Here is a 21,778-nt window from a genome sequence, read left to right as displayed (position 1 = left end):
AAAACTAAATTAATCAATAGATATGAACGATAGTAAACTTATGAATCGTGCGGCTGATAATATCCGCATATTAGCTGCGTCGATGGTAGAAAAAGCCAATTCGGGACACCCGGGAGGCGCCATGGGCGGTGCTGATTTTGTGAACGTACTCTTCTCTGAGTTTTTGGTATACGATCCGCAAAATCCACGTTGGGAAGGTCGCGACCGCTTTTTCCTCGACCCGGGACACATGTCACCGATGCTTTATTCCGTATTGGCTTTCACCGGAAAATATACATTGGACGAATTAAAGCAATTCCGTCAGTGGGGCAGCCCTACTCCGGGACACCCTGAAGTGAATGTAGACCGTGGCGTTGAAAACACTTCCGGCCCGCTGGGACAAGGACACACTTATGCAGTAGGTGCAGCCATTGCAGCAAAATTCCTGAAAGCCCGCTTCGGCGAAATAATGAACCAGACTATCTACGCATACATATCTGACGGAGGTATCCAGGAAGAAATTTCCCAAGGTGCAGGCCGTATAGCCGGTACACTCGGACTGGACAACCTGATTATGTTCTACGATTCAAACGACGTACAGCTTTCTACTAACACAGAAGATGTGACAACCGAAAACGTAGCCATGAAATATGAAGCATGGGACTGGAAAGTAATCACAATCAACGGCAATGACCCGGACGAAATACGTAAAGCTTTGATTGAAGCCAAAGCTGAGAAGAGCCGTCCGACCCTGATCATCGGTAAAACCACCATGGGTAAAGGAGCACGCCGGGCAGATGGAACCAGTTATGAAGCCGATTGTGCAACACACGGTGCACCGTTAGGCGGTGACGCATATGTAAATACAATCAAGAATCTGGGTGGAAATCCGGAAGCTCCATTCACTATATTCCCCGAAGTGGCCGAACTGTACGCAAAACGCGCGGAAGAGCTGAAGAAAATTGTTGCCGGAAAATATGCAGCCAAAGCAGAATGGGCAAAGGCGAATCCCGAACTGGCCGCTAAATTGACAGAGTTCTTCTCAGGAAAAGCCCCGAAAGTAAATTGGGATGCCATAGAACAGAAAGCAGGCGGAGCAACCCGTGCCGGATCTGCAACCGTATTAGGTGCATTGGCCACTCAGGTAGAAAATATGATCGTGTCTTCGGCTGACTTGTCTAATTCAGACAAAACAGACGGTTTCCTGAAAAAGACCCATGCATTCAAAAAAGGCGACTTCAGTGGTGCCTTCCTGCAAGCAGGAGTTTCTGAGTTGAGTATGGCTTGCATCTGCATCGGTATGTCTCTGCACGGAGGTATTATTGCTGCATGCGGTACATTTTTTGTCTTCTCGGACTATATGAAACCGGCTCTTCGCATGGCTGCCCTGATGGAGCAACCGGTGAAGTTTATCTGGACTCACGATGCATTCCGTGTCGGAGAAGACGGACCTACTCACGAACCGGTAGAGCAAGAAGCACAAGTACGTCTGCTTGAAAAGCTGAAAAACCATAAAGGACACAACTCGATGTTGGTACTCCGTCCGGCAGATGTAGAAGAAACAACAATTGCGTGGAAGCTCGCCATGGAAAATATGTCGACTCCTACAGCACTGATCCTTTCACGCCAGAACATCGTTAACCTGCCCGCAGGAACCGATTATTCACAGGCTGCCAAAGGTGCTTACATCATTGCAGATGCCGATGAAAATCCAGATGTAATCCTGGTAGCTTCGGGATCGGAAGTTTCCACACTGGTTGCCGGTGCCGAACTTCTGCGCAAAGAAGGTGTAAAAGTCCGCATCGTTTCTGCTCCGTCCGAAGGATTGTTCCGCAATCAAAGTAAAGAATATCAGGAATCGATACTCCCTGCAGGTGCCAAAGTATTTGGTCTGACAGCCGGACTACCGGTGAATCTTGAAGGTCTGGTAGGTTCCAACGGTAAAGTATTCGGTCTTGAGTCCTTCGGTTTCTCCGCACCATACAAAGTACTGGATGAAAAGCTTGGATTCACAGCAGAAAACGTATACAATCAGGTAAAATCAATGCTCTGATCAATCATTCAATGTGCTAATGTGCCAGTTCTTCCGGACTGGGGCATTAGCACATTCACTATATTAGCACATTAAAGAAAAATGAAGAAAATTGGAATTTGTTGCGACCATGCCGGTTTTGAATTAAAAGAATATGTAAGAGGTTGGCTGGAAGCAAAAGGCTGGGAATACAAAGACTTTGGAACATACTCGACAGACAGCTGTGACTATCCCGACTTTGCCCACCCGCTGGCTCTGGCTGTAGAAGCCGGTGAATGCTATCCGGGAATTGCCATTTGTGGCAGTGGAAACGGTATCAGTATGACACTTAACAAACATCAAGGTATACGTGCGGCACTTTGCTGGTCAGCAGAAATTGCACACATGGCACGCCTGCACAACGATGCAAACGTACTGGTCATGCCCGGCCGTTATATCAGTACCGAAGAAGCGGACATGATTATGACGGAGTTCTTCTCCACTGAATTTGAGGGCGGACGCCATCAAAAACGTATTGATAAGATCCCGGTAAAGTAAAACCATACGGTCTCATATCAGTAGAACGCCAATTCTTATAATAATACGAGGCTGTGTCGAAACTCTTTTCACCATGGAGTAAGACAGAGTAGCACAGAGTCTTTTTTTGCTAATAATCAACAACTTAAAATCATCTCTGTGTTACTCTGTGTCCTCGGTGGTGAGTTTCGACACACCCTCTTCTATTTACAGGCAATCCGGCATACTTCTCTATCAGTGCTTCTCCTTACGTTCAAACTCACCTTCTTCAGTATAATATTTCCACGTACCTTTAGGTTGATTATTTGCATACTTCTCACGGAATTTCAGTTTACCATTTTCGTAATATTCACGGTAACGACCATGACGTTTTCCTTCTTTAATCTTCGCTTTTCAAAGCACCTTCCGGATAAAACTCCCGTAATACATTTCCCGGAAAAAGAAGTTCATTGATTACCTAGTGATAAGAATACCTTAAATTAAGCACATTAAGATATAAAAAACATAATTCTTCAAAAGTCTGATATAATCAAAGAATTGTAAACAGTAGGAGCTACAAATACCTACAAACACATCAAAAGAGTATCAGATTGACAAAGAGGTATACTATACTCAGATCTCTATTTTTTTCGGTTTTCCTATTTTTCACAATAGAGATGAACAGGTTAAAAGATAAAAAGCTATCTTTGTGACTCAATAATCCGGAAAATCAAAAGATATGGATCAACTGAAAACCATCAAAGAGCTTATCAACCAAGGAGATATAGAAAAGGCGCTTCAGGCACTTGACGAATTTCTCCGGACTGAACCAGTCGGAAAAGATGAAGCTTACTATCTGATGGGAAATGCTTACCGCAAATTGGGAGACTGGCAAAAAGCTCTCAACAATTATCAATCCGCCATCGAACTCAATCCCGACAGCCCGGCTCTCCAGGCACGCAAGATGGTGATGGATATTTTAAATTTCTACAATAAAGATATGTATAATCAATAAACGTAATAAAGACAGATTATGGCAAAAATCAAAGGAGCAATCGTAGTCGACACGGAGCGTTGCAAGGGGTGCAACCTGTGTGTGGTAGCTTGTCCGCTCAACGTAATATCCCTCGCCAAAGAGGTGAATGTAAAAGGGTATAATTATGCCCAGCAGATTCTTGAAGATACCTGTAACGGATGCAGTTCATGCGCAACTGTATGCCCGGACGGATGTATCTCTGTTTATAAAGTTAAAGTAGAATAAAAGAAAAGAATATGGCAGAAGAAGTTGTATTAATGAAAGGAAACGAAGCCATCGCCCATGCGGCCATCCGCTGTGGTGCCGACGGATACTTCGGATATCCTATTACTCCGCAATCGGAGGTGTTGGAAACTCTTGCCGAACTGAGACCCTGGGAAACTACCGGTATGGTAGTTCTTCAGGCAGAAAGTGAAGTGGCAGCTATCAATATGGTTTATGGCGGTGCCGGCAGCGGCAAAATGGTGATGACTTCATCATCAAGCCCCGGTGTCAGCCTGAAACAGGAAGGTATCTCTTATTTGGCAGGTGCCGAACTTCCATGTCTGATCGTGAATGTGATGCGCGGTGGTCCCGGATTGGGTACCATCCAGCCCAGTCAGGCAGACTATTTCCAGACAGTGAAAGGAGGAGGGCATGGCGACTATAAACTTATCGCACTGGCTCCGGCATCTGTTCAGGAAATGGCAGATTTTGTCGGACTCGCTTTCGAGCTTGCGTTTAAATATCGCAATCCGGCAATCATCCTTGCAGATGGTGTCATCGGACAGATGATGGAAAAAGTCGTTCTTCCTCCCGCCAAAGCTCGTCGTACGGAAGCAGAAGTCATAGCGCAATGTCCTTGGGCTTCTACCGGAAAGACGAAAGACCGCAAGCCCAACATCATTACTTCACTGGAGTTGCGTCCGGAAGAGATGGAAAAGAACAACCTGCGCTTCCAGGCGAAGTACAGAGTAATTGAAGAAAACGAAGTACGTTTCGAAGAAATAGACTGCGAAGATGCAGAATATCTGATCGTAGCTTTTGGCTCAATGGCACGTATCGGTCAGAAAGCCATGGAGCTGGCACGTGAAGAAGACATTAAAGTCGGTATGCTTCGTCCCATCACTTTATGGCCGTTCCCGACAAAAGCAATTGCCGAGTATGCCAATAAGGTAAAAGGTATGCTGGTAACCGAGCTGAACGCCGGACAGATGGTAGAAGACGTCCGCTTAGCGGTAAACGGAAAAGTGAAAGTAGAACATTTCGGCCGCCTGGGAGGCATTGTTCCCGACCCGGACGAAATAGTAACTGCATTGAAAGAACAATTAATCAAATAACTACAGTACGATGAATCCCGATAAAATAAGAAACGTATTGAACATACTGTTTATGATATTGGCCCTGGCGGCTATTATCACCTACTTCGTAGCGAAGGATGACTTTAAGGTGTTTATCTACGTATGCGGCGCGGCAATCTTTGTCAAGCTGATGGAGTTTTTTATACGGTTCACCAACAGATAAGTTTCTGAGTTTTTGTGTTTTCAAATCCGTGAGACTTAAAACCTCCGAACTTAAAACCATAAGTTCAGTGACTTAAAGATTAAAAAAAGAAGTTATGACGAAAGAAGAAATAATCAAGCCCGAGAATCTGGTTTATAAAAAACCGACTCTGATGAATGACAATGGCATGCACTATTGCCCGGGTTGCAGCCACGGCGTAGTACATAAACTGATTGCCGAAGTAATTGAGGAGATGGGATTGGAAGACAAAGCAGTCGGTATCTCACCTGTAGGTTGCGCTGTATTCATATATAATTACCTTGACATCGACTGGCAAGAGGCTGCCCATGGACGTGCACCCGCGCTTGCTACAGCCATCAAGCGCCTCTGGCCTGACCGCCTGGTATTTACTTACCAGGGAGACGGCGACCTTGCCTGCATCGGTACGGCAGAAACCATCCATGCACTGAATCGTGGTGAAAATATTACGATTGTCTTCATCAACAACGCCATCTACGGTATGACCGGAGGACAAATGGCTCCTACAACCCTGATGGGAATGAAGACGGCTACCTGCCCTTACGGACGTGATCCGGAACTCCACGGCTATCCGCTGAAGATTACTGAAATCGCTGCTCAACTGGAAGGTACAGCTTACGTAACCCGCCAATCGGTACAAACAGTTCCCGCCATCCGAAAAGCTAAAAAAGCGATTCGTAAAGCATTCGAGAACTCAATGAACGGAAAAGGTTCCAACCTGGTAGAAATCGTTTCAACCTGTAGTTCCGGATGGAAAATGACTCCGGAGAAAGCCAACAAATGGATGGAAGAACACATGTTCCCGTTCTATCCTTTGGGCGACCTGAAAGATAAATAATAATTTAATATTATTAAGATGAAAGAAGAAATAATTATAGCAGGATTCGGTGGACAGGGTGTACTGTCTATGGGAAAGATTTTAGCTTACTCCGGACTGATGGAAGGCAAAGAAGTGACCTGGATGCCGGCTTATGGTCCTGAACAACGTGGCGGTACAGCCAACGTTACAGTCATTGTAAGCGACGACAAAATATCCTCACCGATTTTGAGTAAATATGACACGGCCATCATTCTGAATCAGCCTTCACTTGAAAAGTTCGAAAGCCGTGTGAAGCCGGGAGGTATCCTGATTTATGACGGATACGGAATCATTAACCCTCCTACCCGCAAAGACATCAAAGTATACCGCATCGACGCAATGGACGCGGCCAACGAGATGAACAATGCCAAGGCATTCAACATGATTGTACTGGGAGGATTACTGAAGCTTCGCCCCATCGTTACATTAGAGAATGTAGTGAAAGGCCTGAAGAAAACATTACCCGAACGTCACCATCACTTGATTCCGATGAATGAAGAAGCCATCAAAAAAGGTATGGAACTGATCAGAGAGGTTTAAGCCGACCGAGAATTGAGAATCGAAATTTAAAAATTATTAGCTATGCCACAGCCCGGGAAACCGGATAATTTTTAAAATTCAATTCTCAATTCTCATTTTAATAAGTATCTTTGCGGCTAATTATGAGACGAATCCTACTTACATATATACTCCTTGTCGTAGGTTTACTGACCGCACAGGCACAGTTCAATCCTACACAACAAGTCGATCCCCGTACCGGTAGAGATGCCAACGGTAACCAGATAGACCCGGCCATGCGGGTGCATGAGGACAGTACAGACGTTGAAATACAAGGACTTCCCCCAAAACTCTATATGTGGCATGTCAGCGAAAACCTGGGAACAATCCAGAAAATACCCGCTGATACGGCAACCCACATGTTTCAAAACACCAATTTAGTGGAAGGCCTGAGAGGGCATTATAATTATCTGGGTAACTTAGGTTCTCCCCGCCTGTCACGCCTCTTTTTCGAACGCCGTGACGCAGAACCGACCATTTTTATGGAGCCATTCTCCAGTTTTTTTGTCCGTCCTGACGAATTCAACTTTACTAACAGTAACGTGCCTTTCACCAATCTTAGCTATTATAAAGCCGGTAATAAAGTGAACGGAGAGGAGCGATTTAAGTCCTATTTCTCAGTAAATGTAAACAAACAACTGGCATTTGGTTTCAATTTCGATTATCTGTACGGACGGGGATATTACAACAATCAAAACACTTCTTTCTTTAATGCCGCACTCTTCGGAAGTTATATAGGCGACCGCTACGAAGCGACATTGCTTTATAGCAACAACTATCTAAAGATGAATGAAAACGGCGGTATCACCGATGACCGTTATATCACCCGCCCGGAAGAAATGGCAGAGGGAAAAAAGGAATATGAATCACAGAACATTCCCACCCTGTTAAGCAAAAGTGCCAATCGTAACAAGGACTTTTACATATTCCTCACCCAACGTTACAAACTGGGATTCACTCGTGAAGTGGCCAAAGCCAAAGACGATACCACCAGTACGGAAAAGACGGAATTTGTTCCGGTTACCAGCTTCATCCATACAATGAAAGTGGAACGTGCCCGCCACCAGTTCACTTCGGAGGACGAATTGTACAAAATCTACCCGGAAGCGTATATCCAGCCGGGCAATAAGCTGGTGAATGACTCTACCAGCTATATCGGAGTAAAAAATACATTGGGAATCGCTCTGCTTGAAGGTTTTAATAAATATGCCAAAGCCGGATTGACTGCCTTTATCTCACATAAGCTAAGCAATTACCGGCTAATGGACAGAGACTCCGTGAGTGTAGATAAATACAGTGAACACGAAGTTTTTGTCGGGGGTGAATTGGCCAAACGTCAGGGAAAAACGCTCCATTACCGTGCCATGGGCGAAGTAGGTATTCTGGATAAAGCGATTGGGCAGTTCCGTGTCAATGCCGATCTCGACCTGAACTTCCGCTTATGGAAAGATACGGTCAGCTTTATTGCCCGCGGATCAATCAGTAATACCCTTCCGGCATTTTATATGCGTCATTATCATTCTAAATACTTCTACTGGGATAATGACAATATGGACAAAGAGTTCCGCACACGCCTGGAAGGCGAGCTGAACATCGAGCATTGGCAGACCCACCTGAAAGCCGGAGTAGAAAATATTAAAAACTATACGTACTTCAATCAAAAGGCACTCCCTCAGCAGAATGACGGTAATATTCAGGTGCTTTCCGCCACTCTGTCGCAGAATTTCCGATTGGGTATTTTCCATCTGGACAATGAAGTGACCTGGCAAAAGTCGAGCAACACTACCGTATTGCCCTTACCGGAGCTTTCACTTTACCATAATTTCTACATCCAGACAACCTTGGCGAAAAAAGTGCTTCATGTGCAGTTGGGAGCCGATGTACGCTATTTTACCAAGTATTATGCCCCGGCATATACCCCGGCCATCCAGCAGTTTCATCTGCAACCGGAAGACGATCAGGTAAAGATTGGCGGTTACCCCATCATCAATGTATATGCCAACCTGCAACTGAAACGCACGCGTCTTTTCGCAATGATGTATCACGTCAATCAGGGAATGGGTAACTCGAATTACTTCCTGTCGCCCCACTATCCCATCAATCCGCGCCTGTTTAAGATCGGTGTTTCCTGGAACTTCTACGATTAATCGCTACCATGAATCTATTGAAGCCTAAATATCTGAGATATGTAGTATTAGGACTGATATCAGCCCTCGTTGTCACATTCTGGCCTCGTAAAGAGAAGCCGCAAGGACATCCGCGCGACTACGCAGAGATCGAAGAAAGCGGCATCCTCCATGCCGCCACGGAATATAACTCCATCAGTTTTTATGTGGATGGAGATACCGTTTCGGGATTTCATTATGAACTGATAGAGGCATTTGCCCGTGACAAGGGCTTGCAAGTACAGGTCTCCCCGGTGATGAGTTTCAACCAACGGCTGGAAGGATTGGCCAATGGCACCTATGACGTAGTAGCTTATGGTATACCGACAACAAGTGAACTGAAAGACTCCCTGCTCCTCACCTCACCCATTATCTTGAGCAAACAAGTCCTGGTGCAACGCAAAGCCGAAGAAAACGACTCGCTTGCCATCAGAAGCCAACTCGACCTGGCCGGCAAAACACTGAACGTCGTAAAAGGTTCTCCATCCATTCTTCGGATACACAACCTCAGCAATGAAATAGGTGATACAATCTACGTAAACGAAGTAGCAAAATATGGTTCCGAACAACTGATCGCAATGGTTGCGCATGGAGATATCGATTTTGCCGTATGCGACGAGAGTATAGCCCGGATGGCCGCAGATTCATTGCCTCAACTCGATATTAATACCGCCATCAGTTTCACCCAATTTTACTCGTGGGGAGTCAGCAAGCAGTCCCCTGCTCTGCTCGACAGCCTGAATACATGGCTGTCCGGCTTCCGAAAGAAAGGTGAATATCAGGCCATCTATCGTAAATACTACGGAAAGCAGTAACAACTCCCTCCCCTTCTTTCCAATTCATTTAAAGACTACGATTACCAGTTGCGCAACTGGTAGCATACGGAGTTGTGCAACCGGAGAATGTTAACTAAGAAACGGGCACAGAGAGTCTCTATTATGATAACTGTAAATCATTCGTCGCTTTCAGCAGAATTGAGTATATTTGCGGATAGATAAATAAAAAAGATATGAGCGATAAGATTATAAAATGGGGATTCATTGGTTGCGGAGAAGTAACCAAATACAAAAGCGGACCTGCCTTTCAGAAAGTAGAAGGTTCCAAAGTCATAGCAGTCATGAGTCGTGACGGCAATAAGGCCAAAGCTTATGCCAAAGAACGGAACATTTCGAAGTGGTATGACGATGCACAGGAGCTGATTGACGACCCGGATGTAAATGCCGTATACATAGCCACTCCTCCCTCTTCACACGCCACTTATGCCATCATGTCCATGAAAGCCGGAAAACCGGTATATATCGAAAAGCCAATGGCACAAACTTACGAAGAATGCGCCCGTATCAACCGTATTTCTCAAGAGACAGGAGTGCCTTGCTTTGTAGCTTACTACCGACGTTATCTGCCTTACTTTATGAAAGTCAAGGAACTGGTAGACAAAGGAATTATCGGAAATGTGATTAACGTACAGATCCGTTTCGCTCAACCCCCACGCGACCTGGATTACAACAGAGAGAACCTGCCTTGGCGTGTACAGGCAGACATTGCCGGAGGAGGATATTTTTATGACCTTGCCCCCCACCAGATCGATCTTCTACAGGAAATGTTCGGTTGTATTCTTGAAGCCAGCGGATATAAGAGTAACCGTGGGGGACTTTATCCAGCAGAAGATACATTGAGTGCTTGTTTCCAGTTCGACAACGGTCTGGTAGGAAGCGGTTCATGGTGCTTCGTTGCCCATGATTCGGCTCGCGAAGACCGCATTGAGATTATCGGTGATAATGGCATGATCTGTTTCTCCGTATTCACCTATGACCCGATTGCCCTTCACACCGAAAGAGGACGTGAAGAAATAGTTGTAGAAAACCCCGAACACGTGCAGCAGCCTTTGATTCAAGCCGTGGTAGACCATCTTCTTGGAAAATCGACTTGTTCCTGTGACGGCGAAAGTGCCACAACTACCAATTGGGTCATGGATAAAATACTTGGAAAGATCTAAACGATAAACGTTTTGAACGATGAATGAATCATCCACGCTGAACGATCAACGGTGAACAATGACTGATGAACAATAGAGATTGTTTTTTCCTTATGCTTTCGGCCTATTAAAGCACCATTCATCATTGATCGTTCAGCGCTGATAATTAGTTCATCGTTTTTTTTATCTTTTCCATGTCACGTTTTCCTTCCTCTTCCGTCTTGCTTATGTAAATGGAACTAAAACAATTCAAAATAGCCGTTCTTCCACTCCGCAACAAATTACTTAATTATGCGCGGAAGTTGACCGATGACCATTCGGATGCTGAAGATGCCGTGCAAGAAGTAATGCTGAAACTATGGAACCTCCGCCTGAAACTGGACGAGTACCACAGCATTGAAGCACTTGCCATGACAATGACGCACCATACCTGTATGGACATCTGGCGGGGAAAACATATGGACAACCTATCGCTCGACAGCGTACAAGCTGCCAGTCCGTCTGCCACCCCCGAACGCTTACTGGAAGAGAAAGACGAATTCCGCCTGATGCGCGAAATAATCGGCACGCTACCACCTCTGCAACAAACCATCCTGAGGATGAAAGATGTTGAAGAGTATGAAAACGAGGAAATCGCCGAGATAACAGGATGCGGTGCCGAAGCCATCCGCAGCAACCTAAGCAGGGCACGGAAAAAAGTGAGAGACATTTACCTACAAACCATACAACAAAGAAAAAGGAGAAACGAAGCATGAATATAGAAGAATTATTGAACAAGTATTTTGAAGGGGAAACCAACTGTGAGGAAGAACGTGAGCTCCGCCGTTTTTTCACTCAGGGCATCGTACCGGAACATCTGCAGATGTATGGCCCGATGTTTGCTTTCTTCAGCGAAGAGAACCGGCAAAGCAAGATTGCCGGCTCCGGAGTTCCGAAAACTTCCGTTCCTCTGCGCTGCCGTCTGCTATACATATTCAGCGGAATAGCTGCCGGAATGTTGATTGTGCTGGGTATCGCCGGCCTCAACCAACATTTCAGCACCTCTACCGGAAATTATGTAATCATCGACGGAAAATGCTATACCGACACCCGACTGGTGCGCGAACAGGCCATGGTAGCATTCCGTGATGTCAGTATCAGCGAAGAGGAAGTGTTTGCCACGCTATTCTCCGAATAAAAAAAGAAAACAATAAAAGAAACGATGTATGAATAAAGTCATTCGCACCACATGGATTGTCCTGCTGCTCACCGTTGCCTCGGGCATGGTAAGAGCACAACAGGGACTGCAAATAGCTTCCGTATTCCAGAAATACGGCAAACAGAAAGGAGTGACTATGGTAGAGTTATCCAATGAGATGCTGGAAACCTATCAGATGACTCTCTATAAAAGCCTTGTTTTTAAAGACGTCGAAGAAGCTTTGCCCGATATTCTCAACTGCCTGGAAGCCGACAAGAGAAAGGCCAGGAAAGTAAAGGAAGTAGTAGCAGGCGGACAAATACAGTCCGGCTATTATCAGTTACCCCAACTAAAAGAAGATGTCAACCGGTTCATCCTCTTCAAAACCGGCAAGAAAGGCTCGGCTACCTTGATTTACATCGAAGGCGAGTTGGATGCAGATGATTTGGTAACCATGTTATTTATGAAGAAAAACTAAACATTATAAGAGTATGAAACACATTTATTTATTACTGTTTATGCTGATCCCGATGGCGGGAATGGCTCAAGAAAGCGTTTCGCAAGACACGACTCTTTACGTAAACGGACGCAAAATCCTGATTAAAGAAAAAGAGGGGAAAATAAAGGTAAAACTTTACGAACAGTCTTCGCGCGGTGATACGATAGAGAACGATCAGATATTCGAAGGAATCTATACGGACGGACAAACAACCGAACGCCGCACAGCATTCACCATGCCTTTTGTTAAGAGAAAGAACTATTATCGGTTTGAACCGCATATTGCCGGGATCTATATGGGATACACACGGCTCTCCGACGGTATCAATTTCAACACTCCGAACGGATTGGACGTCAATGCAAATAAGTCTTGGGAAATTGGTTTTAACCTGTTTCAAGGTTCCCTGACGCTCTCACGTGATCGCCAATGGGGCATAACGACAGGCTTAGGCTGGGGATATCGCTCCTTCCGTCTGGGTGGCAACTACGCTTTCAGACAAACCGATGGAATCACAAACATTGTTCCGGGGATTCCAGATGAAGAAGTTTACAGCAAAAGCCGGTTACGCTATTTCTATTTCCGCATTCCGGTAACATTGGAATGGCAAAAAAGATTTAGCCACAGTAACGGACACGGTCCTCTATTCTTCTCAGCCGGACTTGAGGCAGAAATCCGCCACGGGGTTAAGTCAAAGGCGAAAGTAAACGGACATAAAGAAAATTTAGGCAATAACCTGAATGTTCATCCGATAGGCATCAACCTTTTAGCACAGGCAGGTTATGGCGATATCGGAGTTTATTTGCGCTATTCTACCTACAGCCTCTTCGAACACAAGAAAGGCCCCGAACTTTATCCTTATTCTTTCGGCCTCTGCTGGTATTGGTAACAATAGCCCCCAGCGGTCAGCCGCCGCATCCCGGCAGATGAAAGTAACCTGTCAATCCGTAAAGAATAGGCCGATTTCTTAACTTGAAGGAACAATCTATCGTTCTTATTGTTTATATTTGCAAAAAACAGATAACAATATCAACGATAGATTTTTTTATATCACATGACCAAAGAAGAACTAATGCGGAAAGCGATTGAGCTTTCCAAAGAAAATGTAGCAAACGGAGGAGGCCCTTTCGGAGCCGTTATCACAAAAAATGGAGAAATAGTAGCCACAGGTGTTAACCGTGTAACAGCTTCGTGCGATCCCACCGCTCACGCAGAAGTAAGCGCTATCCGTGCTGCCGCCTCAAAACTGGGAACTTTTAACCTGAGCGGTTACGAGATTTACACCTCTTGCGAACCATGTCCCATGTGCCTGGGTGCTATCTATTGGGCACGATTAGACAAGATGTACTATGGCAATAACAAGACAGATGCCAAAAACATCGGATTCGACGACTCGTTTATTTACGATGAATTGGAACTGAAACCTGAGGACAGGAAGTTGCCATCCGAGATATTACTTCACGACGAAGCAATCAAAGCTTTTGAGGAGTGGATGAAGAAAGAAGATAAGATAGAGTACTGATAAAACAAGAATCCCCGAAGAACACTGCATCGTTCTTCGGGGATTTCTATACACACAAAAGTTATAATTTAATTGCTTGGGAATCTGTTTAGAAACGCAGACCTAAAGTTAACAATACCTGGCTACGGGTATTTGTTACTTTGGTTGTTTCCGGTGTCAGTACCGTAGTTGCGTTGTTCTCCTCATACTTATTTACGAACGGATAGAAATCTTCTTTATATGCAGAGAATTTGTAAGCCAAATCTGCATAGAACATAGATCCACGATATCCAATACCCAAAGTATAATTGCTCAAAGCTTTCGTATTTGCCCAATCAGTATCTGTCTGGATAGAATAAAAAGGCATATCTTTGAAAGCATCTCCATGGAAAATTGCCGAAGAGTAATTATAACCGGCACGCAAAGCAAATTGGGGAATCACTTTATATTCAAGGCCAAGACGGAGGGTATTTACACCTTTCATCATAGGTCTCGTGCTATTTTCAAACGTAAACTCTGAACTTGAACCGGTCGGTCCTCGGAACTTCATCGTTGAATAATCCTGATATTCATATTCAGCACCTAATGCCAGACTGGTACCCACGGTGTATCCTAAACTTACATTGTAAGTCCACGGAGTCTGAAGCCGGAATTCACGTACCATATCTCCATTTCCGGGTAACTTGTCCCTTGTATCTATAGACCACTGATCTATCTTCCCTGTCTCAACATTCAGCACATCCGATTCCAAATAAGCACTGGTCTTATAATCCAAATTATAGAATGTAGGAGTATGGATAGCAAGACCGATACGGAACGGAGAATCTTCGAACGGACGAAGAATTGTACCTAATTTTACATCAAAGCCCGAACCTCTTACTTTATTCCAACTTCTTAAGTTGTAATTCTGTGGTGCATGTGCTCCTGTATATGCTTCGGAATAATAAGTGTACTTACTATAATCAACAGCATATGCTCCAATAGTCAATCCCAGATAAAACCGATCATTAAAATTGAAAGCAATATTAAAATCATACTGATCGATTCCTCCACGTTCCTGTGAGCTAAAGTTGGCAACACCATCATCATACATACCATAATAATTGCCCGGTGTTGTATACAGTGGTTTACCATTGACGTCATATCTTTGATTCCCATCTTTATCCACATACGGAGGATTAGGCTTGCCGGCTGCATTCATTTTATCAGTTGTAATATCACTAATCAACCAACCGTCATATCCCAATATGGAAAGCCATCCTATCTCCGGATCATCGTAAGGATGATCTCCCCATTTTGATATACCGCTTGCCTGTTCGGCCATCTGATAGGTCTGCGAACTGTTACCAAGTCCTCCTGTCATCTTCATATTCTTATAAAAAGACTTAGCCTTGTGATAGTTAAATCCAAAATTCACATAACGCAATGAAGTTGCATTACCTATTTTTGTAGCAAACACAAAACCCAGGTTATCAAAAGAGCCTTGGATTTTATCCGAGCTTAATTTATTCCCCAAATACTTACTTTCGGTCCCATACGAAGAAAAGCCAAAAGAAGTCATAAAATCATTGCTACGATAAATACCGATACCCGCAGGGTTAGTTCCAATTGTAGAGATATCACCTCCCAAAGCCCCCATAGCACCGCCCATTCCTACAAAACGGGCTGTTCCATTCAGATCTTTTCCTGTTATCTTGGCAGCATCGTACACAGTTTGTGCACCTATTGGGGCTGCTGCTACCAGCAGCCCTAAAGTTGCTAAAGTTATTATTTTTTTCATCGTCAAATGCCTTTTAAAGTTAATATCTCCATTATTATCTTCTACCTCTTGAAGAGCCGCCACCTCCACCGGAAGAACGGGAAGAACCACCGCCGCCACCAGTAGAATAACTACGTGAACTGCTACCGGATGGTGAAGAATAACTGCGCGTAGACGAGCTACTGCGAGAAGGAGTACTGTTGTACGAACGACGAGTGGTACCTTCATTAGAATAACTGCGTGAAGGAGTTGCCGAACTGCCACGGGTATAAGTAGAACTACTTCTAGTACTTGCCCTTCTGCCTCCCTCAGAGTAAGAAGGAGAACCGGTAGTAGCACCACCGCGAGTACCCTCGTAAGAAGAACTACTGCGTGTACTACTTGGACGCGTATAAGTGCTTCGGCGTGAAGAAGAAGCATCTGTACGGGTAGTAGATCCCGGACGTTCTCCCACTACACGTGTACCAATCACACGTCTGGCAGAATTTTGTCCTCTGCTATAAGAGGAGGTTCCGGACGAACGAACAGCAGAACCACTATTGGAACGAACCGCACCTGAACCATACCGACGAACAGTTGAAGGACTTCCATAGCTACTTCTTACAGCAGACGAACCACGGCGGGTATAAGTATCGTATCTTCCTGCCCAACTGCCTCCACCACCCCATCCGGGATGATAATGATGGTGATGTCCCCAGTAGCCGCCGCCATACCAGCCGCCCCAGTAACCACCCCAGTAACCACCCCAGTAGCCACCCCAATAACCAGGATAATAGCCTCCCCAGGCGTAATAAGGTGAAGACCATCCCCATCCCCAGCCCCATCCGGGACCATAAGAGTTATAACGCCAATCCCACCACAAGCGGTTGGTAAACGTTGGGAACGCATAAGCATAGAAACCGTCTGTATAAACATTCCAATCCCAAGAATTAGCTCCATAAACAATGTCCCAGTAAAGCGGGCTGCTAATGCTTACCGCAAAACGGGGATTACGGAAACGAATGATGCGTTCGGCGTACTCGTAGTCATCCTGTGAGCCATTGAACCCGTTCACCCATTCACCATCCGGATCGGAGACAGCTTTTTCTTTTACATATAATGTATCGTCCTCCATTGCGAACTCATTATCTTTAGCATCGTAACGGCGGTTATACTCATCCACATCACGCATATCGCGTTTGTTTCCTTTACGGTCCTGAACCACTACCGTAGTACCCGGAGCCGTATAAATATTCGTGGTGACTGTCCTTTTTTCCGGTACCTTCTTTACAGGAGTCTTTTCTGCTTCCTGCTTTTTCTCCTTAGAAGGCACGAAATAAAGGTCGTCATTATTGCTTTGTGCCATCACAGCCAGTGGAAGGCACAGGGCAAACAGCGATAATAAAACAATCTTTTTCATATTTCCGTGGTTTATTGGTTACTTTATCTTTTTATTCACGTTACAAAGATAAGCAAGGTATTCACGCTACCGGATAGATTTTCCCCAAACAATAATAGGGATTTCCCTATTTTGCCGTTCTTTAACTTAACAAATCTCAACCCGATAAAAACAATGTTTACTTTGTTTCTATCTCTTTAAATCGTACTTTTGCAAATAAAAAAAACACTTATGAAGTACTTTGAGTTCACTTTTGATACCCATCCTTGCACCGAAACGGTGAATGATGTACTGGCTGCCGTGTTGGGTGAGGCCGGATTTGAAAGTTTTGTCGAACGGGAAGGCGGACTGACTGCTTATATTCAACAATCACTCTACAATGAAGAGACGCTGAAAACTGAACTGGCAAACTTCCCGATACCGGATACGGAAATTACTTATGTATTTACCGAAGCTGAAGATAAAAACTGGAACGAAGAGTGGGAAAAGAATTTCTTTCAGCCCATTGTGATCGGAAACCGTTGTGTGATTCATAGTACATTCCATCAAGACGTGCCCAAAGCGGAATATGACATCGTGATCAATCCGCAGATGGCTTTCGGGACGGGTCACCATGAAACAACCAGCCTGATTATCGGTGAACTGTTAGATAGTGAGCTAACCGGTAAGTCCTTGCTGGATATGGGATGCGGAACTTCAATCCTGGCCATCCTTGCACGGATGCGGGGAGCTCAACCTTGTACAGCCATCGATATTGACGAATGGTGTGTACGTAATTCGATAGAGAACATCGAACTGAACGGAGTGACAGATATTGCCGTTTCTCAGGGAGATGCTTCGGCTTTGGCAGGAAAAGGACCATTCGATGTAGTAATAGCCAATATCAACCGGAATATCTTACTGAATGACATGAAACAGTATGCAGCATGCATGCACCCGGGATCGGAGCTATATATGAGCGGATTTTATGTAGATGATATTCCGGTCATCCGACAGGAAGCGGAAAAGAACGGATTTACATTTGTACACCATCAGGAAAAGAATCGGTGGGCAGCAGTAAAATTTGTACTCTAATTAAAGTTCCTTTGAACATTCATCCTGTGCTCAATCATCTAAAAGAGCAGGAAACATAGCAATAAACGCAAATCCCACAAATATTCTGATTTTGTATCCATCAAAGAAATTAGTGGGATTTGCGTAGCTTACCTCTGAATAAAGTTCTTTGTTACTCTTGAAAGGTCCTTATTGGCTCTCAAACTCTTTTTTTACCTGTTTGCACCAGTCTTTTATTCGTTTATCAGTCATTTCCGACTGATTTTCAATATCAATAACCAGTCCACACCACTTGTCATCCCGCAAAGACCGTGAGCGTTCGAAACTATATCCGTCAATAGAGGTGAAACCAACAAGTGTGGCTCCGTCATTCTCAAATACTTCGGCAAGAATACCAATACCATCGGCAAAGTTTTCAGGATATTTCACTTGGTCGCCAAGTCCGAAGATGGCAACTTTCTTCCCTTTCAACTGAAGAGTACGGAGTTCGGGAAGTAGTTCGTCCCAATAAGTGGGCAACTCACCATCGAACCACGTGGAAGCTCCGACAATAAAGTTGTCATAAGCCTCAAAATCGTTTTGCCAGGCATTTTCGATAGCCACAGACTCGGCGGAAGCACCAAATTCCTTTTGTATCTTTTCAGCTACCCAAGAGGTTTTATCAGCTTTGGCAGCATAAAATATTCCTATCTTTTTCATGATTGCTTGCTTTTAATTAAAATTCCAGCAACTCCTTGGCTGCTTTATATATCTTTTCATCATTCGGCAGGATGGCACGCTCCAATATCGGATTGAAACCTACCGGAGTAAAGGTGGAGCCAATACGCTGTACCGGAGCATCCAGATAACGGAACATCTCTTCGGCAATCTGCGCGGCAATCTCAGCACCGAAACCGGAGAAGACTTTATCTTCATGTACAACCAATACTTTACCGGTTTTCTGCACAGAGGCAAAAATAGCCTCTTTATCCAATGGGATCAACGAACGGAGATCGATGACTTCGACACTGCCCAACCCCTCCTGAGCAAGACGTCCGGCTACGTTCAGGCAGAAATGAGTCGTATTCCCATAAGTAACTACAGTCAGGTCGGTTCCTTCACGACGGATACGGGCTTTACCAAAAGGAACTTCAAATTCTTCGGGCACAACAGCAGCAGCCTCTACTGAGTTGTAAAGTGCTTTCGGCTCCAGATAAAGAGTGAAACCTTTGGAACGCATACTGGTGCGGAGTAATCCGGCAGCATCGTCGGCAAACGACGGACAAACGATGCGGGCACCGGGTAAAGTCGTAAGAGCCCCTTCGAGGTTCTGCGAATGATACAATCCACCGCCAATGTAACCACCGGAAGCCAGACGAAGTGTTATATTAGGAGTAAACTTACCGTTACTACGCCAATACTCGTGCGTACACTCCACGTACTGTTCTACGGCTGGCCAAAAATAGTCGGCAAACTCAGCTCCTTCGATAACAACATGTATTTTAGGGTCGAAGCGACACATACCGTTAGCGGTTCCCACAATATAGTCTTCAGCAATCGGGGCACTGAATACACGTGCATCACCAAACTCTTGCTGCATACCTTTGGTTACATTGAATACACCTCCTTTATCCTTATTGGCTACGTCCTGTCCCCAGATAAATGTATCGGGGTTACGACGGAACTCTTCTTTGAGAGTTTCGTTGATGGCATTCACCATAAAACTCTTCTCTCCTTCAACAGGTCCCGGAAGCCCGTCTTTATACTTTTGAGGGATATAAGGTTCGGGAAGTACAAAATCATAAATACTTTCCGGTTTCGGATCGGGAGCAGCCAAGGCCTTACGATTGGCTGCGGCAAGTTCCTTTTTAGCGGCAGCCTCTATTTGCTGGAGATCTTCCTCTGTCAGGCGTTTATAGCGCAATAGCATGCGGCGGAATTTCATCAACGGATCGGCCTCTTTCACATAAGCCAACTCGTTTTCGTCACGATAAAGCGTATGCTTATCCGAATTGGAGTGCGAACCGATACGGACACAATTAGCATGGACAATGACCGGAGTACGATTGGCAATAGCAAACTCACGAGCTTCGGTCATGGCATTCATCGAGTCGAACACATCTTTCCCATTGCAATGGATGATACGGAGATTCTTAAAACCGGAGAAATTATCGGCCACTTTACGGTTGGCTGTCTGATCCTTTTTGGGAACAGAAATGCCGTAACCGTTGTCCTGAAACACAAAGATCACCGGAAGACGTTCGTTACTGGCACCGTTGATAGCTTCATAGACAAAGCCTTCGGAAGTGGCGGACTCTCCGTGTGAAGTGATCGCAACACCTTTATGTCCATAATATACCATGGCGCGTCCCACGCCTGCCGCATGAAGATCATGTGTGCCGGTAGCAGAAGAGATATTCTCGATGTGCCATTCCGGTTTGGCAAAGTGATTGGACATATGACGTCCGGCACTGCCCGGATCGGTAGCTTTCGAAATTCCGTTCAAAATCAGCTCCTCCGGTGTCATTCCGGCAGAAAGAACCGTAAGCATATCCCGGTAGTAAGGGAAAAGATAGTCTTCACCAAGGGTAAAGACCTGCCCTATAGCGAGCTGGATACCGTCATGTCCGGCATAAGGAGCATGATAAGACCAGCCAAGGGATTGCAGCAGATAGGCGGGTGCTTTCTCATCGAGAGCGCGGCCCAGGGTCATCAAATGATACCACTTGCGGAGGGTCTGTTCGTCAGTGGTTTTTATATCATATTTCTTCATTTTCAATCTTTTTAGTTAGTTTCACACAGCAGTCACTCTTTCCAGTTCTCCAGATAATCGGCAATGAAATGCAGGAAGTTACCTCCCAGCGAACCATCCACCACCCGATGATCGTAAGAGAGCGACAAGTACATCTTATGACGAATGGCAATCACATCGCCTTCGGGAGTCTCCACTACGGCCGGCTTTTTTTCGATAACTCCCACGCCAAGTATTGCTACCTGCGGCTGGTTAATGATCGGCGTACCGAACAACATCTTAAAAGTGCCGAAATTGGTAATTGTAAACGTACCTCCGTCAATATCATCGGGCATCAGCTTATTCACCCGGGCCTTTTTCGCCAACGAATCGATAGCTACGGCAAGTCCGTTAAGATTCAGGCGATCAGCGTCGTGAATCACAGGGACAATCAGGTTTCCGTCATCCTGAGAAACCGCAATGCCGACATTAATATGTTTCTTATACAGAATGTTATATCCATCCACAGACACATTCACTTGCGGATAGGTAGCCAATGCCTGCGCCGTAGCCTCAGCAATGGCAGGCATATAAGTCAGTTTCACCCCTTCACGACGGAAGAAAGCATCCTTATTCTTTTCACGCCAGCGAACCAACCGGGTGACATCGACTTCAACCACGTTGGTCACATGCGGAGAAACTTTCTTCGACATCACCATATGGTCGGCGATAATGCGACGAACACGATCCATCTCTTTCACCTCTACCGATGCGTCCGAAACAGAGGGGCTGAGGGACTGGGAAGCCACAGCTACAGGTTTCTTTGGCATTTCAGCAGCAACCGGAGTCGCAGGTGAAGAAGCAGGAGTGTTTACCTTAACCGCTGAAGACACCACAACAGGGGCATCGGCAACCGGAGCACCTTTTTTCATTTCAATATAATGACGGATATCTTTTTTACTTAACCGTCCTTCATAACCTGTCCCGGGGATCGCATCCAGTTCTTCCTGGGGAATCTTTGCCTCCCGTGCCAGTAGGAGCACCGCCGGTGAGTACCAACGTTCTACTTTCGAGACAGTAGTTT

At 45.2% G+C, this 21,778-nt stretch carries 21 protein-coding genes and 2 pseudogenes; 17 read left to right on the top strand and 6 right to left on the bottom strand.

What is annotated here, in order from left to right:
• Positions 1-22: 22 nt before the first annotated feature.
• Together DBK98_RS11875 and rpiB are read left to right on the top strand one after the other, a co-directional pair.
• Positions 23-2,032: a transketolase gene (locus DBK98_RS11875; protein ID WP_005776436.1), complete on the top strand. Its 2,010-nt coding sequence runs from the start codon at positions 23-25 to the stop codon at positions 2,030-2,032.
• A gap of 81 nt (positions 2,033-2,113) precedes the next feature.
• Positions 2,114-2,548, top strand: a complete 435-nt coding sequence (rpiB, locus tag DBK98_RS11870) for a ribose 5-phosphate isomerase B (protein ID WP_005776435.1) — start codon at positions 2,114-2,116, stop codon at positions 2,546-2,548.
• A gap of 213 nt (positions 2,549-2,761) precedes the next feature.
• Here the strand turns inward: rpiB and DBK98_RS23240 are convergent.
• A pseudogene (locus tag DBK98_RS23240) lies at positions 2,762-2,966 on the bottom strand (DUF3352 domain-containing protein); the annotation flags it as partial.
• Between the two features lie 279 nt (positions 2,967-3,245).
• On the opposite strand from DBK98_RS23240, the gene DBK98_RS11865 reads away from it, so the two are divergent.
• From DBK98_RS11865 to DBK98_RS11800, 14 genes are all read left to right on the top strand, one after another.
• The gene (locus DBK98_RS11865) at positions 3,246-3,521 is read left to right on the top strand and encodes a tetratricopeptide repeat protein (protein WP_005776433.1); all 276 of its coding nucleotides are present in this window, start codon (positions 3,246-3,248) and stop codon (positions 3,519-3,521) included.
• Between the two features lie 18 nt (positions 3,522-3,539).
• Positions 3,540-3,767: a ferredoxin family protein gene (locus tag DBK98_RS11860; RefSeq protein WP_005776432.1), complete on the top strand. Its 228-nt coding sequence runs from the start codon at positions 3,540-3,542 to the stop codon at positions 3,765-3,767.
• Positions 3,768-3,778: 11 nt separating this feature from the next.
• Positions 3,779-4,861 carry a 3-methyl-2-oxobutanoate dehydrogenase subunit VorB gene (locus tag DBK98_RS11855; RefSeq protein WP_005809070.1) on the top strand — a complete coding sequence of 361 codons (1,083 nt, stop codon included), beginning with the start codon at positions 3,779-3,781 and terminating at the stop codon, positions 4,859-4,861.
• Positions 4,862-4,871: 10 nt separating this feature from the next.
• Entirely contained in the window at positions 4,872-5,045 is a 174-nt protein-coding gene (locus DBK98_RS11850) for a hypothetical protein (RefSeq protein WP_005776430.1), read from the top strand.
• Between the two features lie 94 nt (positions 5,046-5,139).
• On the top strand, positions 5,140-5,901 hold the full coding sequence (locus DBK98_RS11845; protein WP_005776427.1) for a thiamine pyrophosphate-dependent enzyme: 762 nt from the start codon (positions 5,140-5,142) through the stop codon (positions 5,899-5,901).
• A gap of 18 nt (positions 5,902-5,919) precedes the next feature.
• Complete coding sequence (locus DBK98_RS11840) at positions 5,920-6,462, top strand: 2-oxoacid:acceptor oxidoreductase family protein (RefSeq protein ID WP_005776426.1); 543 nt, start codon at positions 5,920-5,922, stop codon at positions 6,460-6,462.
• Between the two features lie 122 nt (positions 6,463-6,584).
• Complete coding sequence (locus DBK98_RS11835; RefSeq protein WP_005809075.1) at positions 6,585-8,627, top strand: putative porin; 2,043 nt, start codon at positions 6,585-6,587, stop codon at positions 8,625-8,627.
• A gap of 8 nt (positions 8,628-8,635) precedes the next feature.
• The gene (locus DBK98_RS11830) at positions 8,636-9,460 is read left to right on the top strand and encodes a transporter substrate-binding domain-containing protein (protein WP_005809076.1); all 825 of its coding nucleotides are present in this window, start codon (positions 8,636-8,638) and stop codon (positions 9,458-9,460) included.
• Positions 9,461-9,654: 194 nt separating this feature from the next.
• On the top strand, positions 9,655-10,641 hold the full coding sequence (locus tag DBK98_RS11825) for a Gfo/Idh/MocA family protein (protein ID WP_005809077.1): 987 nt from the start codon (positions 9,655-9,657) through the stop codon (positions 10,639-10,641).
• 212 nt (positions 10,642-10,853) lie between these two features.
• On the top strand, positions 10,854-11,375 hold the full coding sequence (locus DBK98_RS11820; protein ID WP_005809078.1) for an RNA polymerase sigma factor: 522 nt from the start codon (positions 10,854-10,856) through the stop codon (positions 11,373-11,375).
• The gene (locus tag DBK98_RS11815; protein ID WP_005809079.1) at positions 11,372-11,797 is read left to right on the top strand and encodes a hypothetical protein; all 426 of its coding nucleotides are present in this window, start codon (positions 11,372-11,374) and stop codon (positions 11,795-11,797) included. The genes DBK98_RS11820 and DBK98_RS11815 overlap by 4 nt, the downstream gene beginning before the upstream one ends.
• Positions 11,798-11,825: 28 nt before the next feature.
• Positions 11,826-12,275 carry a DUF6108 family protein gene (locus DBK98_RS11810; protein ID WP_005809082.1) on the top strand — a complete coding sequence of 150 codons (450 nt, stop codon included), beginning with the start codon at positions 11,826-11,828 and terminating at the stop codon, positions 12,273-12,275.
• A gap of 13 nt (positions 12,276-12,288) precedes the next feature.
• Positions 12,289-13,182: a hypothetical protein gene (locus DBK98_RS11805; RefSeq protein WP_005809084.1), complete on the top strand. Its 894-nt coding sequence runs from the start codon at positions 12,289-12,291 to the stop codon at positions 13,180-13,182.
• Between the two features lie 165 nt (positions 13,183-13,347).
• The gene (locus DBK98_RS11800) at positions 13,348-13,815 is read left to right on the top strand and encodes a nucleoside deaminase (RefSeq protein WP_005809086.1); all 468 of its coding nucleotides are present in this window, start codon (positions 13,348-13,350) and stop codon (positions 13,813-13,815) included.
• Positions 13,816-13,903: 88 nt separating this feature from the next.
• On the opposite strand, the gene DBK98_RS11795 is transcribed toward DBK98_RS11800, so the two are convergent.
• Together DBK98_RS11795 and DBK98_RS11790 are read right to left on the bottom strand one after the other, a co-directional pair.
• On the bottom strand, positions 13,904-15,574 hold the full coding sequence (locus DBK98_RS11795; RefSeq protein ID WP_005809088.1) for an OmpP1/FadL family transporter: 1,671 nt from the start codon (positions 15,572-15,574) through the stop codon (positions 13,904-13,906).
• A gap of 34 nt (positions 15,575-15,608) precedes the next feature.
• On the bottom strand, positions 15,609-16,952 hold the full coding sequence (locus DBK98_RS11790) for a hypothetical protein (RefSeq protein WP_005809090.1): 1,344 nt from the start codon (positions 16,950-16,952) through the stop codon (positions 15,609-15,611).
• 210 nt (positions 16,953-17,162) lie between these two features.
• On the opposite strand from DBK98_RS11790, the gene prmA reads away from it, so the two are divergent.
• Positions 17,163-18,005, top strand: coding sequence for a 50S ribosomal protein L11 methyltransferase (gene prmA, locus DBK98_RS11785; protein WP_005776412.1), 843 nt, complete (start codon positions 17,163-17,165; stop codon positions 18,003-18,005).
• Between the two features lie 168 nt (positions 18,006-18,173).
• Here the strand turns inward: prmA and DBK98_RS11780 are convergent, their stop codons facing one another.
• From DBK98_RS11780 to DBK98_RS11770, 3 genes and pseudogenes are all read right to left on the bottom strand, one after another.
• A complete protein-coding gene (locus tag DBK98_RS11780; RefSeq protein WP_005809092.1) occupies positions 18,174-18,683 on the bottom strand; it encodes a flavodoxin in 510 nt (169 codons plus the stop codon).
• Between the two features lie 16 nt (positions 18,684-18,699).
• On the bottom strand, positions 18,700-20,736 hold the full coding sequence (locus tag DBK98_RS11775) for a thiamine pyrophosphate-dependent enzyme (protein WP_005809093.1): 2,037 nt from the start codon (positions 20,734-20,736) through the stop codon (positions 18,700-18,702).
• 32 nt (positions 20,737-20,768) lie between these two features.
• A pseudogene (locus DBK98_RS11770) lies at positions 20,769-21,758 on the bottom strand (dihydrolipoamide acetyltransferase family protein); the annotation flags it as partial.
• Positions 21,759-21,778 lie beyond the last annotated feature (20 nt).

Source organism: Bacteroides sp. PHL 2737 (genome assembly GCF_004115325.2).
Lineage (GTDB): Bacteria > Bacteroidota > Bacteroidia > Bacteroidales > Bacteroidaceae > Bacteroides > Bacteroides hominis.
Note: the sequence above shows the minus strand (reverse complement) of the source record. Positions and strands in the feature narration are given on the sequence as shown.

Coding starts and splice junctions, on each gene's coding strand:
- DBK98_RS11875 (WP_005776436.1), top strand. CDS start 23: ATGAACGATAGTAAACTTATGAATCGTGCGGCTGATAATATCCGCATA.
- rpiB (WP_005776435.1), top strand. CDS start 2,114: ATGAAGAAAATTGGAATTTGTTGCGACCATGCCGGTTTTGAATTAAAA.
- DBK98_RS11865 (WP_005776433.1), top strand. CDS start 3,246: ATGGATCAACTGAAAACCATCAAAGAGCTTATCAACCAAGGAGATATA.
- DBK98_RS11860 (WP_005776432.1), top strand. CDS start 3,540: ATGGCAAAAATCAAAGGAGCAATCGTAGTCGACACGGAGCGTTGCAAG.
- DBK98_RS11855 (WP_005809070.1), top strand. CDS start 3,779: ATGGCAGAAGAAGTTGTATTAATGAAAGGAAACGAAGCCATCGCCCAT.
- DBK98_RS11850 (WP_005776430.1), top strand. CDS start 4,872: ATGAATCCCGATAAAATAAGAAACGTATTGAACATACTGTTTATGATA.
- DBK98_RS11845 (WP_005776427.1), top strand. CDS start 5,140: ATGACGAAAGAAGAAATAATCAAGCCCGAGAATCTGGTTTATAAAAAA.
- DBK98_RS11840 (WP_005776426.1), top strand. CDS start 5,920: ATGAAAGAAGAAATAATTATAGCAGGATTCGGTGGACAGGGTGTACTG.
- DBK98_RS11835 (WP_005809075.1), top strand. CDS start 6,585: ATGAGACGAATCCTACTTACATATATACTCCTTGTCGTAGGTTTACTG.
- DBK98_RS11830 (WP_005809076.1), top strand. CDS start 8,636: ATGAATCTATTGAAGCCTAAATATCTGAGATATGTAGTATTAGGACTG.
- DBK98_RS11825 (WP_005809077.1), top strand. CDS start 9,655: ATGAGCGATAAGATTATAAAATGGGGATTCATTGGTTGCGGAGAAGTA.
- DBK98_RS11820 (WP_005809078.1), top strand. CDS start 10,854: ATGGAACTAAAACAATTCAAAATAGCCGTTCTTCCACTCCGCAACAAA.
- DBK98_RS11815 (WP_005809079.1), top strand. CDS start 11,372: ATGAATATAGAAGAATTATTGAACAAGTATTTTGAAGGGGAAACCAAC.
- DBK98_RS11810 (WP_005809082.1), top strand. CDS start 11,826: ATGAATAAAGTCATTCGCACCACATGGATTGTCCTGCTGCTCACCGTT.
- DBK98_RS11805 (WP_005809084.1), top strand. CDS start 12,289: ATGAAACACATTTATTTATTACTGTTTATGCTGATCCCGATGGCGGGA.
- DBK98_RS11800 (WP_005809086.1), top strand. CDS start 13,348: ATGACCAAAGAAGAACTAATGCGGAAAGCGATTGAGCTTTCCAAAGAA.
- DBK98_RS11795 (WP_005809088.1), bottom strand. CDS start 15,574: ATGAAAAAAATAATAACTTTAGCAACTTTAGGGCTGCTGGTAGCAGCA.
- DBK98_RS11790 (WP_005809090.1), bottom strand. CDS start 16,952: ATGAAAAAGATTGTTTTATTATCGCTGTTTGCCCTGTGCCTTCCACTG.
- prmA (WP_005776412.1), top strand. CDS start 17,163: ATGAAGTACTTTGAGTTCACTTTTGATACCCATCCTTGCACCGAAACG.
- DBK98_RS11780 (WP_005809092.1), bottom strand. CDS start 18,683: ATGAAAAAGATAGGAATATTTTATGCTGCCAAAGCTGATAAAACCTCT.
- DBK98_RS11775 (WP_005809093.1), bottom strand. CDS start 20,736: ATGAAGAAATATGATATAAAAACCACTGACGAACAGACCCTCCGCAAG.